17 protein-coding genes are annotated in these 18,851 nt (G+C 36.6%); 3 read left to right on the top strand and 14 right to left on the bottom strand.

Annotated elements, in window-relative coordinates:
• Window positions 1-158 precede the first annotated feature (158 nt).
• The 6 genes from A5821_RS06070 to A5821_RS06095 all read right to left on the bottom strand — a co-directional run bounded on the left by A5821_RS06070 (window position 159) and on the right by A5821_RS06095 (window position 6,790).
• Window positions 159-1,943 carry an ABC transporter ATP-binding protein gene (locus tag A5821_RS06070; RefSeq protein WP_086313681.1) on the bottom strand — a complete coding sequence of 595 codons (1,785 nt, stop codon included), beginning with the start codon at window positions 1,941-1,943 and terminating at the stop codon, window positions 159-161.
• Window positions 1,943-3,694: an ABC transporter ATP-binding protein gene (locus A5821_RS06075; RefSeq protein WP_086313682.1), complete on the bottom strand. Its 1,752-nt coding sequence runs from the start codon at window positions 3,692-3,694 to the stop codon at window positions 1,943-1,945. Before A5821_RS06075 ends, A5821_RS06070 begins: the two co-directional genes overlap by 1 nt.
• 164 nt (window positions 3,695-3,858) lie before the next feature.
• A complete protein-coding gene (locus A5821_RS06080; protein WP_010760812.1) occupies window positions 3,859-4,080 on the bottom strand; it encodes a YneF family protein in 222 nt (73 codons plus the stop codon).
• Between the two features lie 297 nt (window positions 4,081-4,377).
• A complete protein-coding gene (locus tag A5821_RS06085) occupies window positions 4,378-5,268 on the bottom strand; it encodes a deoxyribonuclease IV (protein ID WP_086313683.1) in 891 nt (296 codons plus the stop codon).
• A 384-nt stretch (window positions 5,269-5,652) separates the two neighbouring features.
• The gene (locus A5821_RS06090; protein ID WP_086313684.1) at window positions 5,653-6,105 is read right to left on the bottom strand and encodes a DUF1801 domain-containing protein; all 453 of its coding nucleotides are present in this window, start codon (window positions 6,103-6,105) and stop codon (window positions 5,653-5,655) included.
• 13 nt (window positions 6,106-6,118) lie between these two features.
• A complete protein-coding gene (locus A5821_RS06095; protein ID WP_086313685.1) occupies window positions 6,119-6,790 on the bottom strand; it encodes a YdeI/OmpD-associated family protein in 672 nt (223 codons plus the stop codon).
• A 163-nt stretch (window positions 6,791-6,953) separates the two neighbouring features.
• On the opposite strand from A5821_RS06095, the gene A5821_RS06100 reads away from it, so the two are divergent.
• A complete protein-coding gene (locus tag A5821_RS06100; RefSeq protein ID WP_086313686.1) occupies window positions 6,954-7,295 on the top strand; it encodes an iron chaperone in 342 nt (113 codons plus the stop codon).
• Window positions 7,296-7,476: 181 nt separating this feature from the next.
• A complete protein-coding gene (locus A5821_RS06105; protein WP_086313687.1) occupies window positions 7,477-9,906 on the top strand; it encodes a transglycosylase domain-containing protein in 2,430 nt (809 codons plus the stop codon).
• 66 nt (window positions 9,907-9,972) lie between these two features.
• Here A5821_RS06105 and A5821_RS06110 read toward each other — a convergent pair whose 3' ends face one another.
• Together A5821_RS06110 and ccpA are read right to left on the bottom strand one after the other, a co-directional pair.
• Window positions 9,973-10,602: a sugar O-acetyltransferase gene (locus tag A5821_RS06110; RefSeq protein ID WP_086313688.1), complete on the bottom strand. Its 630-nt coding sequence runs from the start codon at window positions 10,600-10,602 to the stop codon at window positions 9,973-9,975.
• Between the two features lie 196 nt (window positions 10,603-10,798).
• The gene (ccpA, locus tag A5821_RS06115; protein WP_086313689.1) at window positions 10,799-11,800 is read right to left on the bottom strand and encodes a catabolite control protein A; all 1,002 of its coding nucleotides are present in this window, start codon (window positions 11,798-11,800) and stop codon (window positions 10,799-10,801) included.
• A gap of 213 nt (window positions 11,801-12,013) precedes the next feature.
• Here ccpA and A5821_RS06120 point away from each other — a divergent pair, with 213 nt between their 5' ends.
• Complete coding sequence (locus A5821_RS06120; protein WP_086313690.1) at window positions 12,014-13,114, top strand: aminopeptidase P family protein; 1,101 nt, start codon at window positions 12,014-12,016, stop codon at window positions 13,112-13,114.
• A gap of 56 nt (window positions 13,115-13,170) precedes the next feature.
• On the opposite strand, the gene A5821_RS06125 is transcribed toward A5821_RS06120, so the two are convergent.
• From A5821_RS06125 to hprK, 6 genes are all read right to left on the bottom strand, one after another.
• Complete coding sequence (locus tag A5821_RS06125; protein WP_086313691.1) at window positions 13,171-13,761, bottom strand: YtxH domain-containing protein; 591 nt, start codon at window positions 13,759-13,761, stop codon at window positions 13,171-13,173.
• Between the two features lie 23 nt (window positions 13,762-13,784).
• The gene (locus tag A5821_RS06130) at window positions 13,785-14,228 is read right to left on the bottom strand and encodes a DUF948 domain-containing protein (protein ID WP_086313692.1); all 444 of its coding nucleotides are present in this window, start codon (window positions 14,226-14,228) and stop codon (window positions 13,785-13,787) included.
• A gap of 338 nt (window positions 14,229-14,566) precedes the next feature.
• Complete coding sequence (galU, locus tag A5821_RS06135) at window positions 14,567-15,463, bottom strand: UTP--glucose-1-phosphate uridylyltransferase GalU (protein WP_086313693.1); 897 nt, start codon at window positions 15,461-15,463, stop codon at window positions 14,567-14,569.
• Window positions 15,464-15,483: 20 nt separating this feature from the next.
• Entirely contained in the window at window positions 15,484-16,500 is a 1,017-nt protein-coding gene (locus A5821_RS06140; protein ID WP_086313694.1) for an NAD(P)H-dependent glycerol-3-phosphate dehydrogenase, read from the bottom strand.
• Between the two features lie 173 nt (window positions 16,501-16,673).
• Window positions 16,674-17,504 carry a prolipoprotein diacylglyceryl transferase gene (gene lgt / locus A5821_RS06145; RefSeq protein ID WP_086313695.1) on the bottom strand — a complete coding sequence of 277 codons (831 nt, stop codon included), beginning with the start codon at window positions 17,502-17,504 and terminating at the stop codon, window positions 16,674-16,676.
• Window positions 17,505-17,754: 250 nt separating this feature from the next.
• Window positions 17,755-18,693, bottom strand: a complete 939-nt coding sequence (hprK, locus tag A5821_RS06150; protein ID WP_086313696.1) for an HPr(Ser) kinase/phosphatase — start codon at window positions 18,691-18,693, stop codon at window positions 17,755-17,757.
• Between the last annotated feature and the right edge of the window lie 158 nt (window positions 18,694-18,851).

Here is an 18,851-nt window from a genome sequence, read left to right on the forward strand (position 1 = left end):
AACAATTATTTTTTTCTATAATGAAATTCAATAAATACTCTATAATTTTTATAAATATTTTTAATTTATTTTTTTATGCACTTGACAAAAAAGCTTTATTCAGCAAGAAAAAACGATTCAAGGCGAACTACATGTTTTCGCCTTGAATCGTTTTTATTTTAACCATCACTATTTTGTAACTTATACATATCTGCGTATAGACCATTTTTAGACAATAAATTCTCATGATTGCCACGTTCAGCGATTCGTCCTTTATCTAATACTAAGATCAGATCTGCATCACGAATTGTAGACAATCTGTGTGCAATGGCAATTGTTGTTCTACCTTGACGCATATTGGCCAAGCCTTCTTGGATCAAGCCTTCTGTTTCAGTATCGATATTTGCGGTCGCTTCATCCAATACAAGAATTTTTGGATCTGTAACGATAGTTCTAGCAAATGAAATCAGCTGACGTTGACCACTCGAATAACTGGCTCCTCTTTCAATCACTTTTGCATGGTATTTTTTAGGTAATGTTTCGATAAACTTATCCGCCTGAACAAATTCAGCTGCTGCTTTGATCTGCTCATCCGTGATCTCTGGATTCAACATTCGAATATTTCCAGCGATATCACCATAAAACATAAATGCATCTTGTAAAACCAATCCTAATTTTTTCCTTAATTCTGACAATGGAAAATCACGAATATCGCGATCATCAATCAAAATTTCGCCTTCATAAAATTCATAAAAGCGCATCAAGACATTGATGATTGAACTTTTACCACTTCCTGTATGACCGATCAATGCAACAGTTTCACCAGGATTAGCAATAAAGCTAATATTCTTCAAAACTTTATTCTTTCCATCGTAAGAGAAACTAACATTACGAAATTCAATTTTTCCACGAAGAATTTCTGCATTAGCACCAACATTTTGTTGTGGTGTCAACTCTTCGTTATCGAAAATTTTCAAAATTCGGCTACCTGCAACCATCCCATCTGTAAAGACACTTAGAAAATCCATCATCTGTGTCATTGGATTAAAAAATGCCTGTACATACGTCACAAATGCATAAATCAAGCCAACTTCTACAGGAGAATGCAACGCATCATAGCCAAATAAAGTCAACGTTAAACCAATTGCAAGTGTATAAAGGAAGTTAATGATTGGGCCTAGCAGCAATGAATTCGTTCTAATCATTGAAAAGCGTGTCCGTAAATAATCGTTATTGGTTTCCTCAAACTCTTTTTCCAAACGATGCTCTTGTCTAAATTGCTGAATAATTTGCATCCCAGAAATATATTCATTCAGCTTTGTATTCAATTGACTTAATTTTTCCCGCATACTTCTATAAATTCTTGAACTGAATTTTTGATAGTACCAAATCACAATCAGTAAAATCGGCAAGAAAATCAAGTTATATAACGCAATTTTCCCACTGATCTGAAACATCGCAATAAATGAAGAAACTACGGCAAAAATCCCCGTCAACACCATCAAAAATACATACCAAAACTCAAATAATGTTTCCGTATCATTCGTCACTCGAGACACAATCGAACCTGCCGGAGTTTGATCAAAATAACGCATTCCTAAAGTCTGTAGTTTTTCAAACAACTTCACGCGAATATACTGATAGGTTTTCAGTGAAGCAGTTGAATATAAAAACCATTGGAAAAACCAAACAATACTTTTAACGATCACACCAAATAAATATAATCCAGCAAAAAAGAGAATCACTTGAGTAGTAGCCGTTTTAGGCGTTAAATAGTCATCCATAAACGTTTGAATGATTCTTGGCAAGATGATATTGATAATAGCCAGTACCAATGCAAATAAAATCGCTGTTAAAAACGTACGACGAAACGGCCGTGCAAATTTAAGTAATCGCTTAACGATTGAGACTTGTTCTTTTAATGGTACTGATTTTGTCCATTCTGATTCATATTTTTCTTCCATTATGCTTCACTCCCTTCAATTTTCGCTTCTAATTGTTGTTTATCCCACATTCGTTTATACCATCCAGCTAATCTTAACAATTCTTGATGGGTACCACGCTCAACAATTTTTCCTTCATCTAAAACAATGATTTCCTTTGCATGCATCACACTACTCAATCGATGCGCTGCAATGATCGTCGTTTTTGCTTTTCTTGCTTCTTTTAAGTTAGAAAGAATGGCTTCTTCCGTTTTCGCATCGACTGCTGATAACGCATCATCTAAAATCAACAATTCAGGATCAACGATCAACGCTCTAGCAATTGAAATTCGTTGTTTTTGACCGCCTGACAACGAAACACCACGTTCCCCAACTAAGGTATCATAGCCTTTAGGAAACGCCTTGATTTCATTATTGATAAAGGCCATTTCAGCAGCTTGTTCCACTTCTTCCTCAGTAAAATCAGGATTAGCAAAACGAATATTATCTCGTACCGTCATTGAAAATAGAAAATGATCTTGAGGAACATACCCCATTGAGGTCATCAAAGCATCCAACGAATAATCTTTAATATCATGACCGCCAAATGTCACACGACCTTTATAATGATCAAATTCACGCATCAATAATTTTAAAATCGTCGTTTTCCCAGCGCCAGTTTTCCCCACAATCCCTAACGTTTCTCCAACACCCACTGTAAATTTGATTTGTTCCAAGGTCGTATGGTCATCTTTAGGATAGGTGAACTGAGCAATTTCCATTGATAACTGACCTTTGGCAGGTGTTTGGATCGCATCTTTTTTCTCAATGATATGCGTTTTTTCATGTAACAGTTCATTCACACGATCATAACTTGCATTACCTCGCTCCAATACATTAAACAAACGACCTATCGCAAACATCGGCCAAACAAGCATCCCAATATAACTTATAAATGAAATCAACTGACCGATCGTGATCGTGCCTTCCATGATAAAACGTCCGCCCATAATGATTGTCAGAACATAAGAAATGCCAATAATCAATGTAATAAACGGATCAAATAATGCATCAAGAAAGTTTACTCGTTTATTTTTAACAATGGCGTCATCGATCTTTTCTGTAAAATCTTGAATATCTTCTTTTTCCTGACCAAACGTTTTGATCACTTTCATCCCAGTAATGCTCTCTTGTGTTTTATCATTGATCGTTGAAAACGCCGCTTGTGAATCTCGGAAAGCATCGTGTAACTTTGAGCCTAAAACTCTTGATGTCACTGCTAATAATGGTAATGGAATCAATGCAATCAACGTCAAACGCCAATCAACAAATAAAATCATAGCAATGATCGTAGCGCCACCTGTGATCAATGAATCAGCAAAGGTTAAAATCCCCGCTCCCGCAACATTTTGAATTGCATTCAAATCATTGGTTGCGTGTGCCATCAAATCACCTGTTCGATACTTCTGATAAAAAACACTATCCATCCTGGTGAAGTGATGGAATAATTGTCGTCTTAAATCCTTTTCCAGCCTTGCAGCGCTCCCCCAGATATAGATTCGCCAAATATAACGAAAAATATATTGCGCTAAAGCTGCCGCCAACAGCACACCCACCCAAAATAAGATAGGTTTGATCGTCAGATCTTTTGCAGCGATTTTATCAACAACGATTCCAATCACTTTTGGCGGAACTAGTTGAACAAGTGCCACCATCACTAGTGAAAAGACCCCAATTATATAACTTTTTTTCTCTTGTTTGAAAAACCACCCTAATTTTTTAAATATAGACATCTATCATTCTCCTCTTCTAATTTGACTACTGCGCGCTCACATCTTTCATTTGTTGTTTTGCCATTTTAATACAACTCCTTTCATTTATTGAAAAATAAGTGCAAAAAAAACGGACCAAAAATCGGCCCGTTGTGCTCTTGAATTCTGAATAGCAATCAAAAAACCTATTTGTCTCCTTGGTTCTTCATTTGCTGCATCATTTGACGAATCTTCTTCTCAGAAGGTTTTTGTCCCATAGACATCATCATCATTCGTAACATTTCCTCATTAACGGGAGGATTCTTTTTAAAATAGTCTTGCATATATTTGCGCGCAAGGAAAAATCCACCTGCTGCACCTGCTAATAAAGCGATAATCGCGATCAATACTACTAAACCTGTTGACATTTAAATCTCTCCTTTCTACTAGAAAAGTTGTATAAGAACTTCTGCGTGTTTGTTATGCAGTCACTATTCTTATCAACTTACCACTGTTCATTTTTAATGGGACCATTTATCCCGTTTTATTAAATTGCTCTCAAGAAATCATTTTACTAGAAACAGACCAAAAAGAAAAGGTCTTTTGTCATTTTCCTCACAAGAAATTTACGAAAGACCATTTCTCCTTATTTTCTCTAGCTTCACGAGCCAGCCTTTTGAGAAAAGGACAAGCTATAGCAAAACGAAACGGTATTACCTGTATTATTATTGCCCTTCAATTTTGTCCAATAAATCTGGATCGAATTTTTGTGATTTTAACATAGCAATTTCATAACCGTATGGTGCTTTACTTGTCTTTTTATCAGCACCCACATAAGGTGTTTCTAAAATTTTAGGTAGTTCTTTTAATTTTTCATGGTGAACAACTTTATTTAGTGCATCAAATCCAATTGTTCCAAACCCGATATTTGCATGGCGATCTTTGTGAGAGCCCATCGGATTTTTAGAGTCATTGACATGAACTACTTTCAAACGATCTAATCCAATGATTTTATCGAATTCTTCTAAAACACCATCAAAATCATCTTTCACGTTATAACCAGCATCATTGATATGACAAGTATCCATTGTAACAGATAATTTTTCATTCAACTTAACCCCTTCAATGATCGTTGCTAACTCCTCAAACGTCCGACCTAACTCGGTTCCTTTACCTGCCATTGTTTCAAGTGCAATTTGCGGCACTTGTTCTTTCCATAAGACTTCATCAAGACCTTTGATGATTTGTTTCAAACCAGCATCCACACCTGCTCCTACATGGGCTCCTGGGTGAAGGGTGATTTGCGTTGCGCCTAATGCATGGGCACGCTCAATTTCCTGACGTAAAAATGACGTTGCAAAACCAAAATTCTCTAATTTGATTGTATTACCTAAATTAATAATATAAGGCGCATGAACAACGATATTACTTAAATCATGCTCAGCCATAAATTGTTGACCTGCTTCAATATTCATCTCTTCAATTGGTTTACGGCGTGTATTTTGCGGCGCGCCTGTATAGATCATAAAAGTCGTTGAACCATAACTAGCAGCCTCTTCCGCTGATCCTAACAACATTTTTTTACCACTCATACTAACATGTGAACCTAATAACATAATGATCCTCCTAAATTTAAAAGCTGAACGAGCTCGTTCAGTCTCAATCATTTTTTATCTTTTTCCCGAGAGACTAGCTCGTGAAGCTAGATAATTTTAAAAGCGTAGCAGGCTCGTCCAACTCCGAATGAAAAATAGGAAAATCAGAGGGTGGCGCTTTTCGCCACAATCGGATTTTATCTTTTTTCCGAGGAGTTAGCCTGCGTAGCTAGATAACATACGGTAACAACGTTCTGCCCCGAATGAAAATAAGAGAATCTTTTCTCCAAAGCACTATCCTATTTTCAGTTAAAATTCTATAAACTACACTATTTCTCATCCTTTAAAAGAGTACGTGAAACCATCAGAAAAAACAATCTTTTTGCTTCTTCTGCAAAACACAATCTACTTCTTATTTTTCTCTGTAAATCGAGTATAACTTGCAACCCATTCTTCCATTGAAATTTTACTAACTAATTCCCCAATCAACTCATAAGGAATATTTTTTGGGTTACTGAAACGAATACAACTTTTACCCATATTCAATTTCGTTGGAACCACTTTTTGGTATTCTTTCTGAAACCAAGCCAGTAATTTTTTATTTCCCATAATCCCCATATGATACAAAGATAGATGCTTTTTTTGAGAAGCTAAGCTGATAAACGGTAGCGGTTCATTTTTCCTACCTAAATATCCTTCTGGAAAAACACTTAGAGGAACAACGTATGTCGGTATTCCATATTGCAAGCGTAAGACAAATCCTTCAGGTATATTTTCTGCGATGACTGTCGCCAATCGTTGATAAGAATCTTGCCATTTTTCATCGATGTTTTCTACATATTTTTGTACATCATCCATAGTATCCCCTCCTTCATTTTGCTAAATATTGACGATATAACTCCTTTGATTTAAACCCTTTTGTCAGAATATCGATCATTTCATTTTTGCGTTTTTCTTGCGTCACTTCTTGTTTAGCACTATAAACATATCTGGCCCAATCTTTTTTATAACCAGGGGTTAATTGATCAAACAACATTTTTGCTTCTTTGTGCTGTTCAATAAACGCTTCTATTTCTGGTATAAACTGAATGTAATCATCTACACGAGCGCTACTGCTAGCTTTAGTTTTGGCTTTTCGCTCGATATTTTTCATGCCAGTTACTGTAAATGTCTCATCTAAACTTACCATTCGATTAAATTTTAACGTACTATTTGCTACATAGCCATCACTATCATCCACTTGAAGTGCGGGAAAAATCTCATCGCGATGAACAAATGTTGAATACTTTTTATTCCCTTTTTTAGGATAGGCAACAAAAAGTACCCCATTTTTATTAAGCAATTGCTTTTCGATCACTTCTGAAACAACTTGTTTAAACTCCCCCATCGTCTCTACAAAAATAAAGAGTAAATCTACCGATTTTGTAGGCAGTTGCTTTTGCGATTCAGGTATTTCCGATAAATACTCTTTCGTTGGTCGATTGACTACTGCTTTAGTTGAATAATTCATTAAGTTCAATTTTTCAACAATTGATTTTGCCATTATTTTCAGCCTTTCATCCTGTTCTACGACGCACTGATAGTGTACCATAAAACGGTTACTTCTTTCACACTCTAAGTTTTTTCTGAATTAAAATAACTCCTACACGCTTTACACCATGGTATACTAAACATATTATCCAATCAGAAAGTAGGGAACGATTACTATGACAATCATTGAAGACTATATCTCAACTATCCCAGAAGATCGCCAAGCAAAATTGCAACAACTCTATACAACAATCAAACAACTTGTCCCACAAGCTACAGAAAAAATATCTTATGGAATGCCTACCTTCTATTTGAATGGTAATTTAGTTCACTTTGCTAATGCTAAAAATCATATTGGCTTTTATCCTACTCCAAGTGCTATTGAAGCTTTTAAAAATGAACTGAAGGACTTTAAAACAAGTAAAGGTGCGATTCAAATTCCTTTGGATCGTGAATTACCCGTTGACTTAATCAAAAAGATCGTACTATTTAGAGTAGAAGAAAATATAGAAAAATAAGGAAATCACTATACGTACATCCTTCATTTTATACAAATCAGCCAAAATATGAACTAGCTTTCTCTACCCATTTTTATTAAGTTTTTTTGATTAAGAACTTATAAAGACCTGAACAACTGTTCATTATAGAGTTTTTTTGCTATAATATCACGGAATGTAACATTATATTGAGGTGAAGCGTTTGGACAATCAGAATAATTCCCGTAACACGGAACAACATTCTAATAAAGTACCAGAAAAGAAAAAGATTTTTTTGATTATAAATGTAGTGATTCGTGTACTGCAATCCTTATTTGTTTTTGCAGTGGTTATTCTACTATTAGGTGGTGCTTTGGGTCTTGGGATCGGGATGGGCTATTTTGCTTTTCTAGTTGAAGATACACAACCGCCAACAAAAGAAGAACTACAGACAGAAATCAGTGATATCACTGAAGTTTCCCGTATGACTTATGCGGATGGTACAAATATTGCGATGATCAAGTCAGATTTAGTTAGAACAAGAGTTGATAGTGAACACATCTCTCCTCTCTTGAAAAAAGCTATTATTTCTACTGAGGATGAATACTTTGAAGAACACAAAGGTGTGGTTCCAAAAGCTGTGATTCGTGCCCTTGTTTCTGATGCCACAGGTATGGGTGGTTCATCTGGGGGTTCAACACTCACACAACAACTGGTCAAGCAACAAATTTTAACCGATGAAACAACTTTTAAGCGAAAAGCGAACGAGATTTTACTCGCTTATCGTATTGAAAAGTATTTTTCAAAAGATGAGATTGTGACTACTTATCTAAATGTTTCACCTTTCGGTCGTAATAACAAAGGAGAAAATATTGCAGGTGTTGAAGAAGCAGCAAAAGGTCTATTTGGTAAAAATGCTAACGACCTAACACTTCCTCAAGCAGCATTTATTGCAGGCTTGCCGCAAAGTCCTATCATCTACACACCCTACAGCAACACAGGTGCTTTAAAAGATGACGAAAACATGGCTTATGGAATGAAACGAAAAGATTTTGTTCTATTCAGTATGTATCGGGAAAAAGCTATTACAAAAGAAGAATATGAAGCCGCCAAAAGCTATGACTTAAAGCAAGATTTCCAACCACAGCAAGAGTCCAATCAAAATACTGAAGGCTACTTATATAATGCTGTTTTAGAACAAGCAACTAATGCCGTGATGGATATCAATATAGAAAAAGCTGGAGTAAAAAAAGAAACACTGGATGACCTTGGCCTTTCTCAATACAAAGATCAAGCCCGAAATGAAATTCAAAATCGTGGTTATACGATTCAATCTACGATCGATCAAACCGTTTACGATACCATGCAAAATGCTGTTGCAAACTTTGGTTATATGCTAGATGATGGTTATGGCGCTGGACTTGTTGAGACTGGGAATGTATTGATGGACAACAAAACAGGGAAAATCATCGGCTTTGTAGCAGGGCGTGACTTTAACGTTAGTCAAAGTAATCATGCACTAGATACAGTCCGACAAGTTGGTTCTACGATTAAACCGATTTCCGTCTATGGACCGGCTATCGACCAAGGAATGATTGGTTCAGAAAGCCGCTTGGCTAATTATCCTATCTCATACAGAGGTGGTGGTGAGCTAACGAATGCAACAAATTCTGGAACAAATACATTCGACACTGTCCGTCATTCATTAGAGTGGTCATATAATATTCCTGTTTACCATTTAAATGAAGCCATGAAAACCCAAATGGGAGACGATAATTTTTCTTATAATAATTATCTAAGTAAAATGAATTACCCTGCTAGCGATGCCTGGGCTTATGAATCAGCGCCTTTAGGTTCAGTAGAAACAACTGTTTTGACTCAAACAAATGGATTTCAAGCACTTGCCAATAAAGGTCAATATCAAAAAGGCTATATGATCGAGAAGATCACAGATAATAGCGGAAAAGTGATTTATGAACATAAAGAAACACCGGTTCAAGTCTATTCTGAAGCTACCGCTTCGATCATGAATGATATGATGCGTTCTGTCTTAGATTCAAAAATAACCACTCCGTTCAAAAATATGATCAATGGTCTTAATCCTACTTTTGGAAATGTGGATTGGGTTGGTAAAACAGGGACAACAAATTTTTATAAAGATGCTTGGTTAGTTGTTTCTACACCGACTATTACCTTAGGTTCTTGGACAGGTTATGATATCCCTACCGCAATGAGTCCTAATAGCGGAGATCAAAATAGTGCTTACTTAGCGAATTTGGCAAATGCCATCTATTCCGTTAGACCTGATTTATTCGGTGCTGGTGAAAAATTCACACTTTCAAAAGATGTGATCAAATCAAAAGTATCAAGTTTTACAGGAGAAAAACCTGGTACTTTCACCTATAACGGTGGAACGTATACTGCTCCTGGACCAAATGTTGAATCCTTTTATGCAAAAGACGGTGCGCCAAAAAGCCAATACAAATTTGGCTATGGTGGATCAGATGCAAACTACAGTGCGTATTGGGGACGCTATGCAACAACGACACCTTCTTCAAGTGCAGGTTCGACAACGACACCTTCGTCTGAGAAAAAAGAAGATAAGAAAAAAGAAAATTCAACCCCTTCTTCAAGCGAAAAAAATAATAACTAATCTATTTAAGTTAAATTTAAAGCCTCACACAAAACTTGTTGTCGTTTTGTGTGAGGCTCTTCTATATTATTTTGTACTATTTAAACGGTATACATCTTCTAAATCTTCTGCTAAAAAAGGTCGATCTTTATAATAAAATGCACGATCTCTCTCATTGATTTCGCGGATTACTTTACAAGGATTTCCTACCGCAACCGATTTTTTGGGAATATCTTTTGTCACAACACTACCGGCACCTATAACACTATTTTCACCAATCGTTACACCAGGACAAATCGTCGTATTCGCTCCGATCCAACAATTATCCTCAATCGTTACTGAATTACCATACATCAAACGTCTGTAATCAGGATGTATGGGATGCCCTACAGTTGCGATTGTCACTCCTGGACCAAAAGCTACTTTATTTCCAATCTTAATCTTGGCGTCATCAACAAAACTACACCCCATATTTATGTAACATTCTTCTCCAAGTTCAATATTGCTACCATAACAAAAATAAAATGGCGGTTCGATCCACGCATTTACTTTTGTTCCAAAGATTTCATCCAAGAGCTGAAATCTTCGTTCTACTTCATCAGGAGCGGTTTGATTAAAAGCCATCATTCTTTTTTTGGCCTGCAAGCGCTCCTCTGGCAAGCCCTCACAATTATCTAAAAATAATTTACCCGCAATGATTCTTTCTCTCATATTCATTGAAACTACCCCTTCCTTATTTCATTTATACAATTTGATAGTATCGGAATGTTTCCCGATATTTTTACCTTTTAAGCATCAGCATTTTTTTCAAACAAAAAACACTCCCATAATCTAAGTATACTAGCTTTGAGCTCTAGTTTCTACTTTATAGGGAGTGTCACTGATAATCGATAAGGTTTACAGTTATACTATATTATTTAGTTGAACCTTTTTGATCCATACCATATGGTAAGATAACTGTTTTATCTTCGATTTCTTCTTTGTTCATTAATTTTGTTAATAGACGCATTGCTACCGCACCAATATCATATAACGGCTGTGTAACGCTTGAAAGACGTGGACGAGAAACTTCTGTTAATAATGAGTTATTGCTTGTGATGATTTCAAATTCTTCTGGTACTTTCACACCAGCATCGATCATACCATCCAATAAGCCGATTGCTAACTCATCATCTGTTACATAAGCTGCTGTCGCACCACTGTTGCGGATTCGTTCAGCTAATGAGATACCAGCTTTAAATTTATATTCAGCTTCAAAAATCAAGCCTTCGTTATAAGATAAGCCATTGTCAGCTAAAGCTTCTTTGTAGCCTTTAATACGATTTTGACCATTGATAGGATCGATCAATGCACCACTAACAAAGGCAATCTTTTTATTGCCGTTTTTAGCTAATAAGTTTGTAGCATCTTTAGTTGCTTCTGCATAATCAATATTTACACTGCCGACTTGCTCATCAGGATCGATCGAGCCTGCCAAAACAACAGGTGTTTTAGAGCGAGAAAATTCGCCACGAATCTCATCCGTAATGTGATGGCCCATAAAGATGATTCCATCAACTTGCTTAGCCAAAAGATTATTCAGTACATTGACTTCTTTTTGATCATTGCTGTCTGAGTTTGCCAAAATAATATTGTATTTATACATTGTCGCAACATCATCGATTCCTCGTGCTAGCGAAGCAAAAAAGATATTACTAACATCAGGGATAATAACTCCTACAGTCGTTGTTTTTTTACTTGCTAAGCCACGGGCTACAGCATTGGGACGATAGTCTAAGCGGTCAATTACTTCTAACACTTTTTTTCGCGTAGCAGGTTTTACGTTAGGGTTACCATTAACTACACGAGATACAGTCGCCATGGACACATTTGCTTCACGAGCAACATCATAAATGGTAATTGTTTGTTTTTCCATGTTTATTCTCCTAAATATTTATAGTTTTTTTCATTTTCTGAAAACGCTGTTTACATTTCTCACTAAGAATAGCAGAGTTTTTTTATTTTTGCAACCGTTTTATCCTATTTTCATGAAAATTTACTCTATATTTCAAAAAGCGCTTTACGTCATTTCATGGTATGATAAAGATGCGTTTTAAAGTAAGGAATGCTAAAAGAAAGAAGGATATCTATGAATCAAGAAAAAATGAATGAACTAAAAAAATGGATGGCCAGCGAAAATATCGACCTCACTTATATTAGTGATCCTGGTCATATTGCCTATTTCTCCGGCTATAAAAGCGATCCGCATGAGCGGGTTTTAGCTTTATTTATCTCATTAAATCATGACCCTTTTTTATTTACCCCAGCTTTAGAAGTGGAAGATGCTGAAAAAAGTACTTGGAGCTATCCAGTTTATGGCTATCTTGACAGCGAAAATCCTTGGGAAAAAATTGCCCAGTTGATTAAAAAAAATGGTACTCCAAATAAAATTGCGACTGAGAAAGAAGCTTTAACTATTGCTCGTTTTGATATTTTAAATAGTTATTTTCCAACTAGTGATTTCTCAGGCAATGTCACACCAGTCATTGAAAAATTACAACTACTCAAAACTCCTTCCGAAGTTGAAAAACTTATGGAGGCAGGAAATTGGGCGGATGTTGCTTTTGAAATCGGGTTTAAAGCAATCAAAGAAGGTGCTAAAGAACAAGAGATCTTAGCTGAAATTGAATATCAACTAAAACGACAAGGAATTCGTTCAATGAGCTTTGATACTTTAGTTTTAACTGGAAAAAATGCCGCTAGCCCTCATGGAAATCCTGGTGGTACAACCGTTGCTAAACAAGATTTGGTTTTATTTGACCTTGGTGTTGTTTATAACGGTTACTGCAGTGATGCTACGCGAACAGTAGCTTATAAAGAACCAACTGATTTCCAAAAAGAAATCTATTCAATCGTTTTAGAAGCGCAGTTAAAAGCGATGGATGCAGTAAAACCAGGTATTACTGCTGGAGAATTAGATGAAGTTGCGCGTGGTGTTATCAGCAGCTATGGTTATGGTGAATATTTCAATCACCGTTTAGGACATGGAATTGGGACTACTGTTCATGAATATCCCTCTCTAGTAACTGGAAATGACCTAGTGATTGAAGAAGGCATGTGTTTTTCTATCGAACCAGGTATTTATATTCCAAACCAAGTTGGTGTGCGTATCGAGGATTGTTTACATGTGACTAAAACAGGTTGTGAAGCTTTTACAAAAACATCAAAAGAATTAATGATTATTGATTAAAACAATAAAAAGACCATCAGCATTCTCTTTAAAATGCTGATGGTCTTTTTGTTATTCTATTTCCCTTTAAGTTCTTCTACTGTCTCTTCAGCTGCTTGCTTTGTTTCTTTTTTTGCTTCTTCTACTTTTTCTGGAACATCTTTCGTTACTTCTTTTGCTTCAGCAACACCTTCTGAAACTGTTGCTTTTGCTTTTTTTGCAGATTCTTTAACATCAATAAAGATATCATCTGAAGCATCTTCTGCGATGTCGCCTAATTCATCAACTTGATCATTTACATCTTGAGCAGTCTTTTTAAAGCGATCAGATAAATCGTCCGTTTGTTTTTTAAATGACTCTAAAACGGTATCTGAAACGCCTTGTGCTTTATCTAATGAATCTTTCGTCTTATCTTTGACATTACCAGCTAAATCACTTGCTTGTTCACCTAGCACGCTTGCTTTTTCTTTCGCAATCGATGATAATTCAGAACCTTTTTGCATAGCGTAATCTGTATAGTCCGTTGCTTTATCTTTAAAATCATCTGCTTGGTTTGACAAATCTTCACGTAATTCTTTACCTGATTTTGGTGCTAATAAAAGAGCCGCAACTGCCGCTGCTGTTCCACCGATAATTGCTCCTAAAAAAAATCCACCTTTTTTCGCCATGTTTATTCCTCCGTTATCTTTTATTATTTAGTAGCTTCGCTCGTTTTAGATGTTTTCTTTGGACGAAATGCTCTAAAAGCTGCTCCGCCAACTTTGCTGACAACACCTGCTTTAGCAGTTGTCTTCCCAACTGATCCGACTTTTCCAAGTAAATTTCTGCTAGAGTAATTCAATTCAGAAACACTCTCGCTTAAATCTGCAACCGCCGCAAATAATGGATCGATTGTTGCTACTTTTTTGTTTACATCATCTAACAACTCATTACTTTTCACTAAAAGACCTTCCACTTGTCTTGATAAAATGTCTACATCTTTTGTTACGACCTCAATCGTTTTGTTTGCTTCATCTACTGTAGTCGTCACTCTCTCTACTGTTTTACCGATTTTTATCAATACCAAAACAATAAATACTACTAATACAGCAAACGCTACTGCAGCAATGATCGCTGCAACCTCTCCACCTGTCATATTCTTGCTCCTTCCATCAATTATTCCATGTTCTTAGAATAACACCAACTGATCTTTTTAACAAATTATTCAGTTAATTTTGTTCACTTAATTATAACAATTTCTAGCCCAAGTCTCCACATAGTCTTTCAAAATTAAGGTTGTAAGTTATAGAAAAAAAAGATGTGGCTGGAACATAACTCTACGAGTCATATTCCAGCCACAAGGAATCCAGATAAACGGTGGAAGCAAAAAACTACCTATCACAATGAGGTACGAATTGACGCTGAATAGTACCTGCTTAATTCTCCGTCTCAACCTAGTCTCCACCTAAAAAAGATCATATGAATCGGTTTTGTCTATTTCTTTTTTGATTCGTCTTCTTTAGCAAGTTCAGCACCTAATTCGATAATATAATCGCGTAAGTTAGCTTTCACTTCTGGATGCACTAATCCATACTCAATACTTGTTTTCATGAAGCCAAACTTGTCACCCACATCATAACGTTTGCCAGTGAATTCTCTAGCAAATACACGTTGGGTTTTATTCAATGTATCGATCGCATCCGTTAATTGAATTTCACCACCAGCACCTGGTTCTTGTGACTCTAATACATGGAAAATCTCTGGTGTGAGTAAGTAACGTCCGATAATCGCTAAATCACTCGGCGCTTCTTCTGGTGTCGGTTTTTCAACAAAACTATTCACATTATACAAGCCTTTGGAAACTTCAGCTTCTGGATTGATGATACCATATTTTGAAGTTTCTTCATGAGGAACTTTCATTACAGCGATCGTTGATGCATGTGTTTCATCATAATCATTCATCAATTGTTTAGACAACGGAATTTTGTCTTCCATGATATCGTCGCCAAGCATTACAACGAATGGTTCATTTCCAACAAATGCTTTTGCTTGTAAAACCGCATGTCCTAACCCTTTAGGATGAGATTGACGAATAAAGTGAAGATTGACATCTGTTGTTTCTTCTACTAATTTCAATAAATCTGTTTTATTTTTCTCACGAAGATTACTTTCTAGTTCAAAATTTGCATCGAAATGGTCTTCGATCGGACGCTTTGCTTTTCCTGTAACGATCAAAATATCTTCGATCCCAGATGCCAACGCTTCTTCCACAATAAATTGAATCGTTGGTTTATCCACGATTGGCAGCATTTCTTTTGCCATTGCTTTTGTCGCTGGTAAAAATCTTGTTCCTAATCCAGCTGCTGGTATAACCGCTTTTTTTACTTTCATGCCAAATGGCCTCCTAAAAATTATATTGAAAATTCGTTTTCCATCTTACCATCACGCAGCATAATCTCTTTTGCTGCTTGTCTTACATCTTGACCTTCATACAACACCTTATAAATAGCTTCTGTAATCGGCATGTCAACATTCAGCTGTTGAGACAATTCGTAGGCTGCTTTTGTGGTTGAGACACCCTCAACAATCATGCCCATGTTTTCAAGAACTTCATCTAGACTATGTCCTTTTCCAAGAAGATTTCCAGCACGCCAATTACGTGAGTGAACACTGGTACAAGTAACAATCAAGTCACCAACTCCGCTCAATCCAATAAACGTTAAAGGATTTGCGCCCATCGCCACACCTAAGCGACTGATCTCAGCTAAACCGCGTGTCATGATTGCAGCTTTTGCATCATCACCAAATCCCAACCCATGAATCGCACCAGCACCTAGAGCAATAATATTTTTCAAGGCTGCGCCTGTTTCTACACCAATCACATCATCATTTGTATAAATTCTAAAATAATCATTCATAAATAGCTTTTGAACATACGTTGCTTCTACTAGATTCTCACTTGCAGCAGTAATCGTTGTAATATCATGAACCGCTACTTCTTCTGCATGACTTGGACCAGATAATACAACTACACCTCGTCTTTTTTCAGCTGGAATTTCTTCCATTAAAACTTCTGATATACGTTTATGACTCCCCTGTTCCAAGCCTTTACTAGCATGAATGATCAATGGCTGATTCCTACATTTAGCTGTAAACTCTTGTGCAACCGTCCGAATCGCTTTTGTTGGAACAACAAACAAGACCGCATCTGCGTCTGCAATACATTCCTCCAGCGACATCTTCCCTTGAATGGATTCTGGAATGACTAAATCAGGAAGATAGTGATGATTCGTATGGTGCGTGTTGATTTCATCAATTTGTGCTTTATTATGTCCCCAAATGCGAACCTCATGACCATTTTCTGCTAAAACTTGTGCCAATGCGGTTCCCCATGAACCAGGACCTAAAACAGCAACTTTTTGTTTCATTGGTGAAAATCTCCTTTCAAAATAAGAAAAGCTGAATACATCGTCTCGCTTTTTTGCAAATTTATACTCATCATTCAGATTCCTATTTCTTTAACTAACCAAAATAAATTACTAATTTTATAACTTTCATACCCACTTAACATTCTACCATAGCTTAAGGGGAATAGGCAGTTCTAAACTGCCTTTTTTGCGGTTCCTTTTTCACGATTATAAAACTCTACTGATCCTTTTTTACGGCGAATAACCACCAGTGCAATCGCACCGAAAAATAACACCAGAGAAACTAATTGTGAGACCCGAATACTTCCAAATGCGTATAAACTATCTGTACGCATGCCTTCAATAAAGAATCGGCCGAAAGCATACCAGATAATATAGCCTAAAAAGACTTCGCCTTCTTTTAAGAAATTTTTCTTTTTTCTTAAAGTAATCAATACGATAAAACCTAAGACATTCCAGATTGATTCATATAAGAAAGTCGGTTGATGATATGTTCCATCAATATTCATATTATCAATAATGAATTTAGGTAAATGTAAACCTTCTAAAAAGGCTCGTGTAGTTGCTGGACCATACGCTTCATGGTTCATAAAATTCCCCCAACGTCCGATCCCTTGCGCTAAAATCACACTTGGAGCTGCAATATCTAAAAAAGTCCAAGTTGAAATAAAACGATGCCTTGTAAAGAAAAATAATGCCAGACCCCCACCGATCAAACCACCATAAATCGCTAGTCCACCATTTCTAGTCAAAATAATTTCGATTGGATTATCCACATAATCTTGCCACTGAAAAATCACATAATACAAACGAGCACCAATAATGGCACTTGGTAAGCCCCATAACATAAAATCAATCACATCATCTTCTTTTAAACCGACACGAACTGCTTCTCTACTACTTAGCCAAACAGCTAGTACGATTCCGGAAACAATAATAATTGCATACCAGTACACAGCGATTCCAAAAAGATTTAGTGCAACTGGATTTACTTGTCCTAACATTTGGCTTCCTCCTAATTTAAAAGCGAAGCGGGCTCGCTCAGCTCTGACAGAAAAATAGGAAATTATGATTGAGGTGTTCTTCACCTCTGTCATCATTTATCTTTTTTCCGAAGTGCTAGCCCGCGTAGCTAGATATTATTACAAACAGAATGGGCTCGCTCAGCTCCGACAGAAAAATAGAAAACTATGACTGAAGTGTTCTTTACCTCTGTCATCATTTATCTTTTTTCCGAAGTGCTAGCCCGCGTAGCTAGATATTCCCTGAATTTTCCTCAATCAAACGAGTCAAACGTTCTTCAAATGATTTTGTTGCATCATATCCCATAGTTTTCGCACGGAAATTCATGGCTGCCACTTCAATGATAATCGCAACATTTCGTCCTGTTTTCACAGGAATACGAATTTGAGGAACATCAACACTAGCAATTTCTACCATTGCATCATCCGACCCTAAACGATCGTATTTCTTATCTTTTTCCCATGCTTCTAAGTAAACCACAAGTTGTACTTGCATAAAACCACGCACAGCACTTGCTCCAAATAAATTCATTACATCTATGATTCCGATTCCGCGAATTTCGATCAAATGCTGTAAAATCTTTGGTGGTTCACCCACAACAGTCAATTCATCTTGCTGATAAACATCTACACGATCATCCGCAATCAATCGATGCCCACGCTTGATCAACTCTAATGCTGTCTCGCTTTTACCGATACCGCTATCACCTTGAATCAAGACACCAAGCCCATAAACATCGACTAAAACGCCATGTACACTTGTTCTTGCTGCCAAGCGACTATCCAGATAACTGGATAACTCTCCTAACAATCTTGATGTAGAAATCGGTGAACGCAACACTGCTAACCCTTTTTCTTTCGCTGCTTGTACCATCTCTTCAGGCGCTTCTAGTCCTCTAGAAATGATAAAAGCTGGTGTATCCTTCTCACATAAACGACGCATCACCATCAAACGTTCCTCAGGTATCATCCGTTCAGAAAATGTGATCTCTTTACTACCAAATAACTGCAACCGATTGTGAGGATAATAATTAAAGTACCCAGTCAATTCCAGTCCAGGACGGGAAATATCTCCTGTTGTGATTTCTCTATTTAAACTTTCTTCATCGCCATAAACGACTTCTAAAGAAAGCTTCTCTACCAGTTGATGAATTTTTACAACTTCTTCCATATTGATCATCCATTCCTTTCAGTTCTCTACTCGTTCCATTTTATCATTTCAGGTGAGAACTTTCTAGCTATTAAGAAGATTGTCCATGTTTTGTCCCATCAAATTTTATTCCTTTCTTATCTTATCCAGTATCAAACAGCATCTCGTTGAGTCGTAAC

It is taken from the genome of Enterococcus sp. 7F3_DIV0205, from assembly GCF_002141365.2.
Classification (GTDB): Bacteria; Bacillota; Bacilli; order Lactobacillales; family Enterococcaceae; genus Enterococcus_L; species Enterococcus_L palustris.

Coding starts and splice junctions, on each gene's coding strand:
- A5821_RS06070 (WP_086313681.1), bottom strand. CDS start 1,943: ATGGAAGAAAAATATGAATCAGAATGGACAAAATCAGTACCATTAAAA.
- A5821_RS06075 (WP_086313682.1), bottom strand. CDS start 3,694: ATGTCTATATTTAAAAAATTAGGGTGGTTTTTCAAACAAGAGAAAAAA.
- A5821_RS06080 (WP_010760812.1), bottom strand. CDS start 4,080: ATGTCAACAGGTTTAGTAGTATTGATCGCGATTATCGCTTTATTAGCA.
- A5821_RS06085 (WP_086313683.1), bottom strand. CDS start 5,268: ATGTTATTAGGTTCACATGTTAGTATGAGTGGTAAAAAAATGTTGTTA.
- A5821_RS06090 (WP_086313684.1), bottom strand. CDS start 6,105: ATGGATGATGTACAAAAATATGTAGAAAACATCGATGAAAAATGGCAA.
- A5821_RS06095 (WP_086313685.1), bottom strand. CDS start 6,790: ATGGCAAAATCAATTGTTGAAAAATTGAACTTAATGAATTATTCAACT.
- A5821_RS06100 (WP_086313686.1), top strand. CDS start 6,954: ATGACAATCATTGAAGACTATATCTCAACTATCCCAGAAGATCGCCAA.
- A5821_RS06110 (WP_086313688.1), bottom strand. CDS start 10,602: ATGAATATGAGAGAAAGAATCATTGCGGGTAAATTATTTTTAGATAAT.
- ccpA (WP_086313689.1), bottom strand. CDS start 11,800: ATGGAAAAACAAACAATTACCATTTATGATGTTGCTCGTGAAGCAAAT.
- A5821_RS06120 (WP_086313690.1), top strand. CDS start 12,014: ATGAATCAAGAAAAAATGAATGAACTAAAAAAATGGATGGCCAGCGAA.
- A5821_RS06125 (WP_086313691.1), bottom strand. CDS start 13,761: ATGGCGAAAAAAGGTGGATTTTTTTTAGGAGCAATTATCGGTGGAACA.
- A5821_RS06130 (WP_086313692.1), bottom strand. CDS start 14,228: ATGACAGGTGGAGAGGTTGCAGCGATCATTGCTGCAGTAGCGTTTGCT.
- galU (WP_086313693.1), bottom strand. CDS start 15,463: ATGAAAGTAAAAAAAGCGGTTATACCAGCAGCTGGATTAGGAACAAGA.
- A5821_RS06140 (WP_086313694.1), bottom strand. CDS start 16,500: ATGAAACAAAAAGTTGCTGTTTTAGGTCCTGGTTCATGGGGAACCGCA.
- lgt (WP_086313695.1), bottom strand. CDS start 17,504: ATGTTAGGACAAGTAAATCCAGTTGCACTAAATCTTTTTGGAATCGCT.
- hprK (WP_086313696.1), bottom strand. CDS start 18,693: ATGGAAGAAGTTGTAAAAATTCATCAACTGGTAGAGAAGCTTTCTTTA.